Here is a 15,298-nt window from a genome sequence, read left to right on the forward strand (position 1 = left end):
AACCAAATAGCACTAACTTTACGTTACAATGTATTCATGTAGCCAATCTTCCAACTGAGTACGATAATCAGGATGGGCAATAGAAATAAGTTTTTTTGCTCTTTCTAGAATTGATTCGTGGCGAAGTTGAACACTCCCATATTCTGTAACAACAATATCAACTTCACTTCTTGGTATAGAAATAGGAACAGATGCACTCAATTGCGGAACAATATTTGACTTACCCTTACTAGTTGAAGGCAAAGCAAGAATCGCTTTCCCTTCTTTAGATAACCTTGCCATTCTTGTAAAATCAAGCTGACCACCTACTGCAGAAATTTGATCACCATCTAAACTTTCTGCGTTTACTTGACCAGTTAAATCAACTTCCATTGCTGAATTAATTGAAATAAAGTGATCAAGATCACGTGCCAACCAGATATTATGTGTATGTGTTACTGGATGAAGTTCAATGGCTGAGTTCTGATGAGAAAAATGATACAATTCTTCGGTTCCTAACATGGCAGTGCCAACCATTTTATATTGATTGATTTTTTTGTACTTACCAGTAATAACACCACTTTTTAATAGCTCAATCATTTTTTCTGAAATTAGTCCTGAATGTAACCCTAAATCATTTTTATCTTTTAATTTTCCTAGTATGGCGTTAGGAATTCTACCTATCCCAATTTGAATTGTAGCACCATCGGGAATTAATTTAGCCACTTGTTCTGCTATGATATCATCCTTTTCCCTTGGATCTGGAGGTGAAAATTCTATTATTGGACTATATTCTTCGATAAAATAATCAATTTCAGAAACATGAATTTCCGATTGACCACAAACCCTTGCCATTCTCGGATTAAATTGTGCCACAACCATTTTCGCATTCTTAATGACTATGGGTAAGGTATCAACTGACACACCCAAGTTACAAAAACCCCTTGAATCAGGAGGACTAACTTGTATAATAGCAATATCTGGAATTAGCGTTTTTCTTAGTATGTTTGGGATTTCCGAGGTACTTACCGGGACATACTTCACTCTTCCGCTACGAATTTGATGTTTCGTTTCAGGAGTTCCAAATAAAGAATAAATATTCCAATGGTCACAATTTTCATCATATGAAAATTGCATTTTATTAATATGTGGAACTGGTGTAACAAGAACATTTATACTTGGAATTTTATCAGCATTATTAATTAATTCCTGAATAATATATCTTGGTTCCGCAGCACCTTGTTCAAGATAAACCAACATATTCTGTTTTAGTAAATGAAGAAGATCTTCTATGCCAATTTTTTTATGATAGATTTTATCCGAAGTGTTCATTCTGTCACACCTACTCAATTTATTCTTTAAGATCAACTTGTTAAGCAAAGAAATATTAAAAGTAACACAACCAACAATAGAATTTACGTCCATTGTTGGTATGTGCCTTTTCTTCCTTATTTATTTCTTACCACTGTCCATTATTTCATTTCAGGTGGTATAAGATTATCCGGAACCTCTAATCCTAATTCTTCTTGGTAAAACAACACCGCTCCCTCATGTAAAGGTACCGAACTGTTTTCATCAAGAGAAATTTCAGCAAGATCAAATTTTCCAACTGTTGGATAAGCTTCGGCAAGTTCGTCTTGATAATCAAATACTAACTTCATCATTCCGTATACGACTTCGACAGGTATGTCTTTGTGTACTCCTTCTCCAGGTTTAGTTGAGAGTGATTTTGCTTCACCTACTCCTTCATATGCGCCTGCAGGTATGGTTATTTCCCCCAAATGCGGAGTTACTTCTTGCATTATATCAATTTGTTCGTCTGATAAACTTATAATATCTACTGGCAATGTTGAATGCACATCTAAGATAGCAGCATCAGGCATTCCTCCTGCCTTAATAAATCCAATACTCTTTCTATTTTTAACAGCAGATACTTGGTCATCTAGTGAACCTTCGTACCAATTAACATTAATATCTAATACTTCCATCCATTGTTTAGCCCTTTTAGCAAAAGAACTCCCCCGTTGTCCAGGGCCGTAAGTTTTTCCTTCTAAATCCTCCAATGTTTTTACTCCGCTCTCTTTAGTAACATAAAATGGAATAGAAAGTACAGACCAGGCATACATCATACGTAAATCTTCAAAAGGGTCCCCTTCAAATTCCTCAAGTCCGTGGTAGGCTGAGTTTGCTGTGTCATTATTAGCTAGTGAAAAATCTGCCTGACCTTGACTTAGTAGTTTCATACTATCCGTTCCACCACTCGTTTCCATTACGGTAATATCCATGTTTGTATGCTCCTCTGCTAGAGCAGCAATCTGTGCGTAGAATGCAAATGCGCCCGAACTAGGAGAAGTAGCTGCATAATTAAATGAACCGCTAACATCTGACAATTCAAATGTAGATGGATCAAATGGTTCAATACTATTAGACTGATTATCAGTCCCTGCATTCTCTTCTCCACAAGCAGCTAAAATTACCGCTAAAAACGTGATAAAAATAAACAACTGTATTTTTTTCCTTGGAAATCTCATATATGTCCCCCTCGACTTTTTCTTGCTTCACCTGTTATACATGCTAATTTTACATTCATAGAAAATCGTTAATATGAAGTCTTTGAACTACTGTGGTTAAACACCCACTTCAATTGTGTCAGGAAGTTTAAAGAGTTTCTTAGCGTTATGGTAACGAATTTTATTTCTTGTATCTTTTGACAAACCTTTCAATGCACCAATTGGTGAATCAAATTCCCAATGAGGATAATCAGAAGCAAATAACAATTTGTCAGAACCAACCATTTCAATTAATTCATCTAAATGCTTTGCATCTCCATGCTCCGGCTCTATCATTGGTTGTGTACCAAACCAAATATGGTCCTTGATATACTCACTAGGCGGTCTTTTTACCCAAGGAACTTCTCTACGAACTGCACGCCATTGAGTATCCATCATATAGGACAAGCCTGGAACCCATGCAAAACCAGCTTCTATAAAGGCCATGCGAATTTCAGGATGTTTTTCAAACAAGCCTGAAAAAATCATGTTTGCCGTTTGTGCTTGGTAAGCAATGGCGTTTGTTGATTGTAGCTCGACAAAGTATCTTGGGGGACCAATTGGACCAGAATTATATAATCCTGTAGGGCCAGAGCCAGTAACATGGAAACAAACCACTAAATCGTTTCGAACTGCTGCCTCCCAAATTGGATCATATCGAGGATCTCCCCAGCCTCCGTATGGGGAATGCATACCAAGACCCACCTGTACCATTTGTGGATGACTACCTACCCGATCAATTTCACGGGCTGCAGCTTCAGGGTCTTGTGCTGCCACCAAAACTGTTCCAAATAGTCTAGAATCTTTAGACAACCAGTGATCGATTAGCCAATCATTATAGGCTGGTGCAATCGCTGTCGCCATCTCTCTTTGAGGTGCGCCAGATAAAAAGAAAGTACCATCCGTAAAAAGGATTGCGTGAGAATAATTGAATTCATCCATTACCTGCTCTTTAAAAAAATCAACGGATGAACAAGCAGGTCCTCCACCAGGCGTTTTACTATCTGCTCGCAGCCCTCCATTCACAGGAATTGTTAAATCTACGGTAGGTAAATGTCCTCGGAACTTACTTGCAATCATGTAGTCTCGCCAATAATCATCCAAGTACGGTAATAAGTCTCGTTTTCTCACAGGGTTTGGATGAATATCACAATCAATTACAGGAAGAGATCCAGACCTATTTTTCACTTTATTTGACATAAGAGAAAACCTCCTTACATGATATGGTTTTAATCATTTGACTTTTTCACTTATACAGAACAACACTCTCTTCCTCAACTGATACTTTATAAGTTTTGACCTTAACTGATTCAGGATTTCGAATGGAACAACCATTTTTGACATCAAAATCCCAATGGTGCCACGGACAATAGAGAACATCCCTCTTTTTGTCATAACAATATTCTCCTACATCAGAAGGTAAGGCAGCACCTTGCAAAGCTCCTTTTCCAAGTGGTCCACCTTGATGAGGACAAACATTTCTCATTGCGTGAAACCCATCTTCCGTTCGAATTAATACAATCGATATTCTACCAACTTGAAATATTTCTTTATCCCCAATTTCTAACTTTTCTTTATCACATAAAACATGTTTTTCCATGAGTTTACCTCCCATTTCGTTCATTAGTTAAAATACTTTGATTCATAATGTGTTATTTACTTTTATTTACATGGAGTTTATAAGTGGAGTTATTCAAGAAAGATATATACAAATGATGGTTTATCCCTTCCCCCCCCTTTAATGTCCACCATATAGTTATAATGCTTCCACAAACATAAAGTGAGTTCACTTTTATTTTATTTTAAACAATCCCCTCACTATTGTAAATGTTATTTTTTAATTTTTCTAAAAATTTTGTATTTTTTTCTTGTTAACGTGTGGAAACTAATCCACCATCAACCGGAATAATCTGTCCTGTAATAAAACGGGAATCGTCACTAGCAAAAAAAATCATTACTGGGGCAAAGTCTTTATCTGGTTCACCTAATTTACCCCCTATTGGAATCATCTTTTTATATCCATTGTCATGGTCTTCTAGTTCTTCTGGATTCATTTGGGATCGTCTTTCTTCATACATTGGTGTCCACAAAGCCGGGGCCATCGCATTAACGGTAATATGATACTTCCCCCATTCATGTGCAACAGACCTAGTCCATGAAGCTACAGCACCTTTTGTTGCAGAATAATGAGCCCCTGCAGGATAAGGATTTAGACCTGCGACGGAAGAAAAATTAATAATTCTTCCTCCTTTTTCTTTTAAATACTTAAATGCAGCTTTGTTTGTATAGATGGTTCCATACACATTCACATGAAAAATTAAATCAATGTCTTGTTCGGTTAGTTCTTCTGGTCTACGAATTTGGTTCACTCCAGCAGCATTCACTAAAATATCTAGCCCGCCTATTTTACGAGTAGCCATTTCAAACGTATTCTCTACATTTTCTTTTCTTGAAATATCACAGTGGTAATAGTCTACCTTCCCTGGTCCCATTTTCGTTGCTTCATCAGCTACTTGTTGTCCTTCTATATCTAGAATATCAATAGATGCAATTTGCGCACCTTCCTGAGCATAAGCACGTACTATACTGGCTGCCATTCCACGTGCTCCTCCTGTAACAATAATTCTTTTTCCTTTTAACTTCATTTATCCACATCCCTTCTATTTAGATATGAAAAGATGAATATTTTTAAGATTTTCCCGAATTTTCTTCTTTTAAAATTTCGGGTGGCCATGATCTATCAAATTGTTCTGCAATTCTGTTCCCATTAAGTTCACCCGCTGCTAATAATCGTAAAGTCTGAATACGCCATTCTTCATCTTCTTCTCTAACATAAGAAACTTCATATCGTCCCCACCGATGTAAATCCTTTTTAGAAGAATCCTTAAAATGTAGCCACGAATACATGTATAAATATCCTATTACTTTGTCAGTTGTTTCGAAAAAAAACTGTTCATTAGTAATATGATGACTCCCGCTAATCATTTGCTTTAAAATTTTTTCATAGTAATCGTAGGTATCCTTTTTTGTAAATAGTTTCTCCTCTGTATTTCCTTCTTCATCTGTAACTATGAAACTTGTTATGCTGTCATTTGTGAAACAGGACATCATCCCTTTTGGATCACGTAAATCTGCAAGACGTGTATATTGATACATCACTTCTTTAATGGATTGAATATCCTCTAAACGTTGGATCCTTTCATCCAGTGTTTTTGGTTTATGACCTACCATTGTAACCATTTTATCATTTAAAATTTCCTTCAAATGGTATCACTCCCCATTATTGGGTTGTAGCTATCATTAACAACAAGCTTCTTTCTTATCTGACTTGGGGTTTGAAAAACTTTTTGTTGAAAGTAGTGGGTTATTGTTAAGCACTAAAGCCTCCATCTACTCCAATGATTTGCCCACTAACATAAGTAGAAGCATCTGATATTAAGAATGCTGCGACATCAGCAACCTCCCTCGTTTTTCCTTTGCGTCCCATTGGTGTCTGAGAAATAACGTTAGCTGCTGCAGGTGATAATTCGCCTGTTTTTTTATGTGCTTTGTGTTTACTAATCGAATCAATTACTCCGGGGGCAATCCCATTTATTCTTATATGGCTTGATCCATATTCGCGTGCAGCACTACGAATCAAGCCCTCAACAGCCATTTTAGGAGCAGATGACATCGCATCATTTTCCAAAGATCTTAATACAGCTGTGGTTAAAAGATGAACAATAGAGCCTCCCCCTTCCTGTTTAAGAAAGGGGATCCCTTGTTTTAAAATATTGAAACTTCCAATCACATCAATATCTATTACATTTTGAAACTCAGAGTCTGTTATCTCTGTTAATGGGCAAATACGAAATGGAGTTCCCGTAGCAGAAATGATGGCATCAATCCCACCCCAAGAACCCTGTGTCTTTTCAAAAAATCGATGAACCGATTGGGGGTCTCGCATATCTACCTTCCCAATATCAGCGGTTCCTCCATCATTGGTTATTTCTTTAGCAATTATTTCTGCATCTTCTTGATTTGCATGATAACCAATTGTTACAAGGGCTTCCTTACCTATACGTTTTGCGATAGATTTACCAATACCACCGCTACCGCCAATAATAGCAACCCGTTTTGGGGAATCATTATATTCCATAAGAATACCTCACCACCTTTAATTACTCTTGTCATTACCTACTCACATTTTATTCATTCAAATCTACCATAACTGTTTTCACTTGGGTGAATTCTTTCATGGCTTCGGTTCCATTTTCTCTTCCCCATCCACTTGCCTTGTATCCCCCATAAGGAGCAACCCACCGGACATATCTGAACGTATTCAGCCAAACTGTTCCAGCGCGAAGCTCTTTAGCCATTCGATGACCACGTGCCAAATTCTTCGTCCAAACACCAGCACTTAATCCATAGGAAACATTATTAGCAATATCAATTGCTTCCTGTTCTGTGGAAAATGGGATTACAGTTACAACTGGACCAAATATCTCTTCCTGTGCAATTCTCATTTCCGGATTTACATCAGCAAAAACAGTAGGATTGACGTAATATCCTTTGTCAACCGAAGGGCGATTACCACCAGCAACTAATCTTGCTCCTTCTTTTTGACCAATTTTAATATAATTTAGTGTTTTTTCTAATTGCTGTTTATTTGCCTGTGGTCCAATATCCACTTTTTCTAAAGGATTTCCAACTTTAATTTGCTCTGCTCTTTCCTTAAATCGTTCAAGGAACTTATCATATAAATCTTCATGAACTAATACTCTAGAACCTAAGGTACATGCTTGGCCAGTATAATCAAAACCATGACTTACTGCTGACTCAAAAGCAGAATCAAAATTTGCATCCGGGAAAATAATTTGTGGTGATTTACCACCTAATTCAAAATTTAATTTCTTTAAATTACCTGTTGCAGCACGCATGATTTTTCTAGCAGTAGCACTATCTCCAGTAAATGAAATTTTATCTACATCTGGATGTGAAGTTAATCGCTGACCTGCAGATTCTCCATAGCCAGGTACAACATTTATAACACCTGGTGGAAAGCCAACTTTTTCTACTAATTTTGCAATCTCAAATGCATTTACTGGCGTTGTTTCCGCAGGTTTAAGTACAACTGTATTCCCTGCTGCTAAAGCCATAGATAGTTTCATAGTAATCAATTGCAGAGGAGCATTCCATGCAGTAATAGCACCCACAACACCCAGTGGTTCACGAACAGTAAAGATATGTTTATCATCTTCAAATGGTATTGTTTCACCTTGAATTTTATCTGCCATTCCTGCATAATAATGCCACCATTGGTGAAGACCAGTTGCATCTTGCTTCGTACGATGAACCGGTTTTCCTGTTTCTCTTGATTCTATCTCACCTAAAAATTCAGCGTTTGATTTAAGTAAACTAGCCATTTCTCGCATTAATTCAGCCCGTTCATAGGTGCTCATCCTTCTCCATGGGCCTTTGTCAAAGGCTTGGCGGGCTGCTTTTACCGCTCGATCAATATCTTCCCCATTTCCTTCTGGGACTCTGGCCCATACCTCTTCTGTAGCAGGGTCGACAACTTCGATCATTCTTCCTGAAGCACTTTCAACCCATTCTCCACCAATAAAAAGTTTATTAATTTCCTTCATTTTGAAAAACTCACCCTTTACTTTTAAGTTAAGTATTTTTCTACTTTATAACCCTTAATGAGCTGTATACCCTCCATCAACTGGGAGATTAATTCCTGTTACAAATGACGCCTCGTCTGAAGCTAGAAACGTTGCCGAATTTGCAATATCCGTAGGTTGTGCTGGTCTATTAAGAGGAATGTTCTTCAGAAAAGCCTTTTTATTTTCTTCAAAATCATCATCTTCCGTTCTAGATAGAAATTGTTTCAACATTGGTGTATCTGTTAAACCAGGGCAAATGGCATTTACACGAATTTTATTTTCCCCTAATCTAACTGCTAACGATTTTACTAAACTAACAACAGCTCCTTTACTTGCCGCATATACAGGGCTAAAAGGAGATGCTACATATCCTGAAATAGAAGCTGTAAAGATAATAGATCCGCCTTGCTCTTTCATATAAGGTACAGCATATTTAGTCATGAAAACGCCACTTTTCAAATTTAAATCCATAGTGAAATCAAATTCTTCCTCTTCAACAGTTTCTAAACCTGATGGCCCTGGTGTACCTACATGGTTCCAGAGAACGTCGATTCGCCCATATCTATTATGAATTTCTTCTACTGTATCCCTCATTTCTGCTAAATTAGACATATCCGTTTTAAAAAAGTTTGCCTCTCCACCATTGTCCTGAATCTCTTTTACAATTTCTTCACCGTTTTCTTGGTTAAGATCTAAAATATTGACAATGGATCCTTCCTTCGCAAACTTCAATGCTCCAGCTTTTCCCATTCCAGATGCTCCTGCACTAATAATAGATACTTTGTTTTTTAACCTCATTTTCTATCATCCTTTCAAAAATATTTATATCTAGCATTATTGGAAGTTTTCTAATTCCTCAAGAAGCTCTGCTCCACCCTCTACTTCATTCTTGAATTTTTCTAATGATGGCTTGGTAACTTCTCTCCATTCTTCTATCTCTTGATCCGTTGGATAGTAGAATTCCACATTCATTTCGTTTTCTAATTTTTCAAATGCTGCTAATTCTCCTTCTGTTACCACTTCATTTACGTATTTTTCTAAATCTTGACCAGTTTCCACAAGGACATCTTGAAGGTCTGATGGTAAGGACTCAAATTTTTCTAAAGATATCACAACAGGTGTAAGTGGATTAAACAAAGGTGCCACTGTAAAAGTTTTAATCGGTAGCTTAGCATCTGCCGCATATTGTGCAGATGTTAAAAGACCATCCACCAAATTTTGTTGTAAGCCTGTAACAACTTCAGTACCAGCTAAAGTAACACTATTAGCTCCCATTCCCTTAATAGTTTCAGGTGTAATAATTCCGCCTGGGGATCTGATGTTTAAATCTTCAGCACTAGCCGGATCTGTAATTAATTTATCTTTTTCATTTGTAAATACAGAACCGAAAGTACCCGTATAAGCATATGCTAAAATCTTAATGCCTTTTTCTTCCATCTTCTGTGCAATCTTTTGTCCGCCATTTTCACTGTCATTAAACTCATCTCTAAGATCAAGATAGTAACTAGGGTCTTCAGGATCATAATCAAAAATAAAAGGTAATTCATATACATTCCATATTGGGTCAAAACTTGTCAGTTGTGGTGATGTAGAATGGCTCATATCTATTTGACCTTGTAAAATTGCTGGTACTTCCTGATCAGCTGGCATTAATTGGGCATTTGGGAAAATATCAATGGTTAATCTACCATCACTTCGCTTTTTAACTTCCTCTGCAAACCATTCCATATGAGTATGGTGAAATGCTTCTGTTGGGTAACCATGAGCCAATTTCAAAACGTATTCTTCTTCTTCCTCTGAATTTGTTTGTTCTGAAGTTTCTGTAGTTTGACCATTTTCAATTGAATTTTCTGTAGTTTTAGACTCACTGTTACATGCTCCCAAAAAAACGATTAATACAAATAAAATAAACCAATACTTTTTCACCAAAATTCCCCCTTATTAATAAGCATTATGTGAATAATATAGAAACTTAGATAAAGTGAACTCACTTTTACTTTTATGTTTTACTGAGCAAAAATATTATTCGAATATGAAAGTACTAAGCCATGGCACATACAAGATAACTAACGTAGCTATAATTAGTCCAATCAAATATGGATAAGAACCTTTAACTACAACTCCCATGTTCTCTTTAAAGTGGCCACTTAAAGCATATAAACTTGAACCAATAGGTGGTGTAATTTGACCTATCATTAAGCTAGCAACTGTAATAACAGCGAAATGTATAGGATCATAATTTAATGAAAGAACTGTAGGATATAAAATTGGTATTGTAATATACATAATAGGAATGGCTTCTAAAAACATTCCAAAAAATAGAAAGGTTGCAATAATCATTAACATAATGGTCCAATCAGGTACATTTAAATTCACAGCAAATTCCGTTATAAACTGAGGAACTTGTAAAAATGTAATAGCTGTTGAGAATAGTTGAGCCCCGCCTAATAAAATGAAGATAATAGAAGTAGTAACCATTGTGCTAATTAGGCTTTTCTTAAAATTAGCTAATGTAAATTCTTTTCTACTAAATACTAAACTAATGATTAAAACATAAAAAACGGCAATTGCGGCGGCTTCGGTTGGAGTAAATACTCCACCATATATCCCCCCCAATATAACTACCGGCATGATCAAAGCGGGTAATGCACTTATAAATGACGAAATCATATCTGATAAACTAGCCCGTTTAGGACGCTCTGTTTTATCTCGAAAGCTTATAATTATCGCTACTATTACTAAAACAAAAGCTATAAAAATACCAGGTACTATTCCTGCTATAAAAAGTTGCCCTGGGTCTAACTGAGTAGATGCAGCAAATAAAATCATAAATATACTCGGCGGAATCATTTGGCCTAAAGTTCCTGAAGCTGCGATGACCCCATAGCTATTTTCCTTTGAGTAGCCCAACTTTACCATTTGAGAAATAGCCATTGATCCAACTGCAATTACTGTAGCCACTGAAGACCCTGATAACGCCCCAAATATAGCTGCTGTGACAACAGCTGCAGATGGTAACCCTCCTGGCAAATGACCAACAAGGTTATTGATGAATTTAAACATCTTATCAGCGGGCCCCATATATGTCATTAAATTACCTGCAAGGAGGAAATAGGGTACAGCTAACAATATCCATGAGTTTGTTGCGATAAAAAATTGTGAGGAAATACTCTCTGTTGGTAATCCCATTTGGATAAATGCCCAGAAACCCCCACTCATGCCTAACGCTAGCCAAATAGGTGCTCCAATTACTAGTAGAATTAAAAAGATGAAAAAACCTATTATTAACACGTTTATACCCCCTTTACGTTTTTAGCCAAAGCTTACAATCTATTATTTTTGCAAAATATATTATTTTAATTTAATCCTGAATCAATGGAAGTAGTTTCTTCTAATTTTTGTGATTGCTTAAATGATAAAAAATCAATAACAATTTGTAGCATTGAATATAAACATCCTAAAAACATCCCCATTGGTATGGCAAGTGCTGGTATAAACATTAACATTGTCCCTGCTACAGTCGTGATTTGCATATCAAATAAAGATTTTGTCCAAATGATGCTGGACCAAAGTAGAAAAATAAAGGAGGCAAATAAAATTACACTGATTACAAGATTGTTAAGATACTTCATCTTTCCTTTAAGTAGATTCTTTAAAAGATCCATTTTCAAATGGGCGTTCCGCTTAATTAATGGTCCTATATAAGCAAATACTCCATAAATAATTGTATATCGACATATTTCTTCGACTATTTGAAGTGATATACCAAATACATAGCGTAAAAAAACACTAATAATGGCGCCAAAAACACTTATTAATAAGCAGAATAATGCTATCATTTCTAGGCCGTTATCTAAATGTCGGGAAGAAGCTTTAACTTTTTGTAGCTTGCTCAATATTTCCACACCCTTTTTTGGGTATTTACCATTGGTAATTAATTCGTAACCAATGGTAAATACCTAGTTAAATACTATTTTATAGATTCAAGTGTTTCTAACAATTCACTTCCACCTTCTACTTCTTTCTTAAAGAGTTCTCTTGCCGGTTGAGTAGCCTCATTCCATGCCTGTATCTCTTCCTCTGATGGGTAGTATACCTCTACGCCTTCCTCTTCCATGCTAGAATAAACTTCTAAGGCTCGTTTATTCACTTTTTCTTTTGCATATTGCTCTAAAGCTGTACCTGATTTAACAAGTACATCCTGAAGTTCTTTAGGTAAGGATTCAAATTTTTCTAGAGACATTATTACTGGAGTTACGCTATTAAAAAGTGGAACAACTGAAAATGATTTTATCGGTAGCTTTGCATCATAAGCATACAAAGGGGTTGTTAGCAAACCATCGACAACATTTTGTTGTAAGGCAGTGACAACTTCTGACCCAGCAATCGTGGTACTACTTGCTCCAATTGCTTTTGCTGTTTCTGGACCAATCATTCCACCTGGAGTTCTTAGCTTTAATCCTTCTGCACTTTCTGGACCCGTAACTAAATTATCAACACTCGTGGTAAATACGGATCCAAACATATCAGTAAAGCCTAATGATATAACTTTTAAACCCTCTTCTTCCATTAATTCTGCAATTTTTTGTCCGCCATTTTCAGTGTTGTTAAATTTAATTCTATTTTCTAGAAATACACCTGGATCTTTAGGATCATAATCAAAAATAAATGGTAACTCATACACATTCCAAATCGGATCAAAACCAGCTAACACCGGAGAGCTTGAGTGACTCATATCAATTTGTCCTTGTAGAATAGCTGGAACTTCTTGATCAGGCGGCATTAATTGTCCACTTGGGAAAATATCAATTGTTAACCTTCCATCGCTTCGGTTATGTACATCCTCAGCGAACCATTCCATAAATGTATGATGAAATGCACCAGTCGGAAAGCCATGGGCTAATTTAAGTACATATTCCTCATTACTTGTTGAGGTTGAAGAATCTGTTTTACTATTTTCATTGACTTTCTCTTGTTCATCTTGTTGTTGAGAGCCATTAGATTTGGATGAGTCACCATTACTACATGCAACCAGAAACATTAATAAAAACAAAAAACAACTAAAAAAATAGATTTTTTTCAATAGCCTTACCTCCCATAAAATTCCATTAAAACATTTAAATATTTTTAAAAGCGCTTGCAATTGGACTGTTAATTAATCTTTAGATGATTGGGCAAAATCACCTGTCGTATTGTTTGACATATTGTTCTGAAGGAACTGGAATATGAGAACCATTAAAACTAATGCAAAACCTATAGTACTCATATACCAGACTGGGACGATTAACATTGTGGCAGCTATACCAAGAAGAATTCTTTCAAAGTAATTATTAGTACGAATTAAGTATCCAGAAGACATTGCACAAAAACTAACTACACCAATAATTGCTGAAGTAATATGCAATAAGATATCGGCATTTATACCGTCGATTAACATTAGATTGCTATTATAGGCAAATATGAATGGGACAATGAATGCTGCAAAGCATAGTCGCAATCCTGTTATTGCAGACTTTAGCCAGCTGGATCCCGCTATACCTGAAGCGATAAAAATTCCTGTGCAAATTGGAGGAGTAATTGCGGAAATCACAGCAAAATATAAAACAAAGAAATGAGCGGCTATAGGAACAATTCCTAATTCAATTAAGGCAGGTGCAGCCATCGAAGCGCCTAAAACATATGCACCAGTTGTAGGAACACCCATACCAAGTATTAATGAAAATAACATTGCTGCGAATAATGAGAGGAGCAAACTATCTGCACCTATACTTACAATTAAGTTGCCAAGTTTCACTCCTAACCCTGTTTTACCTAGCAAAGAAACAATAATTTGTGCACAAACTATTAAGGGAACAATGGTTGCAAGTGATCTAGCACCTAATGTAAAAAGTTTAATAGACGCTGATAGACGTGTCATTAGACCATTCAGACGGAAATCTTTTATCAAAAAAAGTCCAATAGATGTAACAATAGCATAGAAACATGATAAGGCAATTGTGTACCCATCTCCTATTAAATACAATAGAATAACAATTGGTAATACGAGTATTCCAATACTGTTTAAACTCAATAATTCTCGCCAACTTGGGATGTATAATTTCTTACCATCACCTACTTCTTTATTGGACAGAGTTTCTACAGATTGTAAATTTCTTTTTTTAGCATCAAAATGTATGGTCATAAAAATACCTAATGTAAATAAAAGCGCTGGAATTATAGCTGCTACTATAATGGTTATATAAGAAACGCCTAAAAACTGTGCCATAATAAAGGCTGATGCTCCCATAATTGGTGGCATAATTTGCCCTAATGTTGAAGCAGATGCTTCTACACCTGCTGCATAGTGACTTGGATAATGTAATCTTTTCATCATGGGAATAGTGAAATTTCCCGTTACGGCAACATTAGCCGCTGCGTTTCCTGATATTGTCCCAAACAACGCACTAGATACAACAGAGACTTTAGCAGGACCTCCAGTTGAACGACCAGTAAGTTTTAATGCAATCCCAATAAAATTGTCCGTAGCTCCTGTAGCTTCCAAAGCAGCTCCGAATATTAGGAATATTGCGACAACAGTTGCTGTAATTAGCACAATTTGTCCATAAATTCCTGTGTTTGTCATAAACAATCCTGAAACAATATATTCCCAATTTAATCCCCCATGCCCCCACTGTCCCGGAATTAAATGTCCAACTGTTGTGTACGTTATCATAATTAATGCAAGAATAGGTACAGACCAACCAACTGTGCGCCTTGCTGCTTCTAGTATAGTAATGATTAGAAGAGTTCCTATCAATATATCTAATGAACTATAGCCAAAAGGATCAGCAATGAACCGTTCATAATTTAAAACAACATATACACTTGCATAAATTGCTATTAGTATAAAAATATAATCAATAACCTTCATTAAAATATGCTTTTTAGAAATTGGGAACAATAAAAAAACCAATAGCAAACCAAACCCAACATGAATGCTAGTCTGAATTAAGGATGTTAAGGAAAAGATTCCGGCAGTTATCAAATGAAAGGACGTATACATAACTGCTACTATAAAAATAATCAGTTTCCGTGTCTTTCCAGCCTCAACTCCCGCTAAATATTCATCGATTCTAGACAATT

At 36.2% G+C, this 15,298-nt stretch carries 14 protein-coding genes; all 14 read right to left on the reverse strand.

Translation table 11 applies throughout. The features are described 5' to 3' along the window. Positions 1 to 18 precede the first annotated feature (18 nt). Positions 19 to 1,311, reverse strand: a complete 1,293-nt coding sequence (locus GH754_RS00800; RefSeq protein WP_194841244.1) for an acetyl-CoA hydrolase/transferase family protein — start codon at positions 1,309 to 1,311, stop codon at positions 19 to 21. Between the two features lie 140 nt (positions 1,312 to 1,451). Further along, positions 1,452 to 2,510: a TAXI family TRAP transporter solute-binding subunit gene (locus GH754_RS00805; RefSeq protein WP_153726833.1), complete on the reverse strand. Its 1,059-nt coding sequence runs from the start codon at positions 2,508 to 2,510 to the stop codon at positions 1,452 to 1,454. 96 nt (positions 2,511 to 2,606) lie between these two features. Continuing rightward, positions 2,607 to 3,728 carry an amidohydrolase family protein gene (locus GH754_RS00810; RefSeq protein WP_153726834.1) on the reverse strand — a complete coding sequence of 374 codons (1,122 nt, stop codon included), beginning with the start codon at positions 3,726 to 3,728 and terminating at the stop codon, positions 2,607 to 2,609. Positions 3,729 to 3,774: 46 nt separating this feature from the next. Then, positions 3,775 to 4,128 carry a Rieske (2Fe-2S) protein gene (locus tag GH754_RS00815; protein ID WP_194841245.1) on the reverse strand — a complete coding sequence of 118 codons (354 nt, stop codon included), beginning with the start codon at positions 4,126 to 4,128 and terminating at the stop codon, positions 3,775 to 3,777. 271 nt (positions 4,129 to 4,399) lie between these two features. Then, positions 4,400 to 5,173, reverse strand: a complete 774-nt coding sequence (locus tag GH754_RS00820; protein WP_153726836.1) for an SDR family NAD(P)-dependent oxidoreductase — start codon at positions 5,171 to 5,173, stop codon at positions 4,400 to 4,402. A gap of 43 nt (positions 5,174 to 5,216) precedes the next feature. Then, the gene (locus GH754_RS00825; RefSeq protein ID WP_153726837.1) at positions 5,217 to 5,792 is read right to left on the reverse strand and encodes a nuclear transport factor 2 family protein; all 576 of its coding nucleotides are present in this window, start codon (positions 5,790 to 5,792) and stop codon (positions 5,217 to 5,219) included. Between the two features lie 106 nt (positions 5,793 to 5,898). Then, a complete protein-coding gene (locus tag GH754_RS00830) occupies positions 5,899 to 6,666 on the reverse strand; it encodes an SDR family NAD(P)-dependent oxidoreductase (protein WP_153726838.1) in 768 nt (255 codons plus the stop codon). 49 nt (positions 6,667 to 6,715) lie between these two features. Next, on the reverse strand, positions 6,716 to 8,155 hold the full coding sequence (locus GH754_RS00835; protein WP_153726839.1) for an aldehyde dehydrogenase: 1,440 nt from the start codon (positions 8,153 to 8,155) through the stop codon (positions 6,716 to 6,718). A 54-nt stretch (positions 8,156 to 8,209) separates the two neighbouring features. After that, positions 8,210 to 8,974 (reverse strand): SDR family NAD(P)-dependent oxidoreductase, encoded by a 765-nt coding sequence (locus GH754_RS00840; RefSeq protein WP_153726840.1) that lies wholly within the window; start codon positions 8,972 to 8,974, stop codon positions 8,210 to 8,212. A 36-nt stretch (positions 8,975 to 9,010) separates the two neighbouring features. Next, complete coding sequence (locus GH754_RS00845; protein WP_153726841.1) at positions 9,011 to 10,102, reverse strand: TRAP transporter substrate-binding protein; 1,092 nt, start codon at positions 10,100 to 10,102, stop codon at positions 9,011 to 9,013. Positions 10,103 to 10,198: 96 nt separating this feature from the next. Further along, positions 10,199 to 11,467 (reverse strand): TRAP transporter large permease, encoded by a 1,269-nt coding sequence (locus tag GH754_RS00850; RefSeq protein ID WP_153726842.1) that lies wholly within the window; start codon positions 11,465 to 11,467, stop codon positions 10,199 to 10,201. 65 nt (positions 11,468 to 11,532) lie between these two features. Beyond that, positions 11,533 to 12,072: a TRAP transporter small permease gene (locus GH754_RS00855; RefSeq protein ID WP_153726843.1), complete on the reverse strand. Its 540-nt coding sequence runs from the start codon at positions 12,070 to 12,072 to the stop codon at positions 11,533 to 11,535. Between the two features lie 74 nt (positions 12,073 to 12,146). Next, the gene (locus GH754_RS00860) at positions 12,147 to 13,259 is read right to left on the reverse strand and encodes a TRAP transporter substrate-binding protein (RefSeq protein ID WP_153726844.1); all 1,113 of its coding nucleotides are present in this window, start codon (positions 13,257 to 13,259) and stop codon (positions 12,147 to 12,149) included. A gap of 72 nt (positions 13,260 to 13,331) precedes the next feature. Further along, positions 13,332 to 15,296, reverse strand: a complete 1,965-nt coding sequence (locus GH754_RS00865; RefSeq protein WP_153726845.1) for a TRAP transporter permease — start codon at positions 15,294 to 15,296, stop codon at positions 13,332 to 13,334. Positions 15,297 to 15,298: the final 2 nt, after the last annotated feature.

The sequence above is a fragment of the Salinibacillus xinjiangensis genome, from assembly GCF_009649735.1.
Taxonomy (GTDB): Bacteria; Bacillota; Bacilli; order Bacillales; family Alkalibacillaceae; genus Salinibacillus; species Salinibacillus xinjiangensis.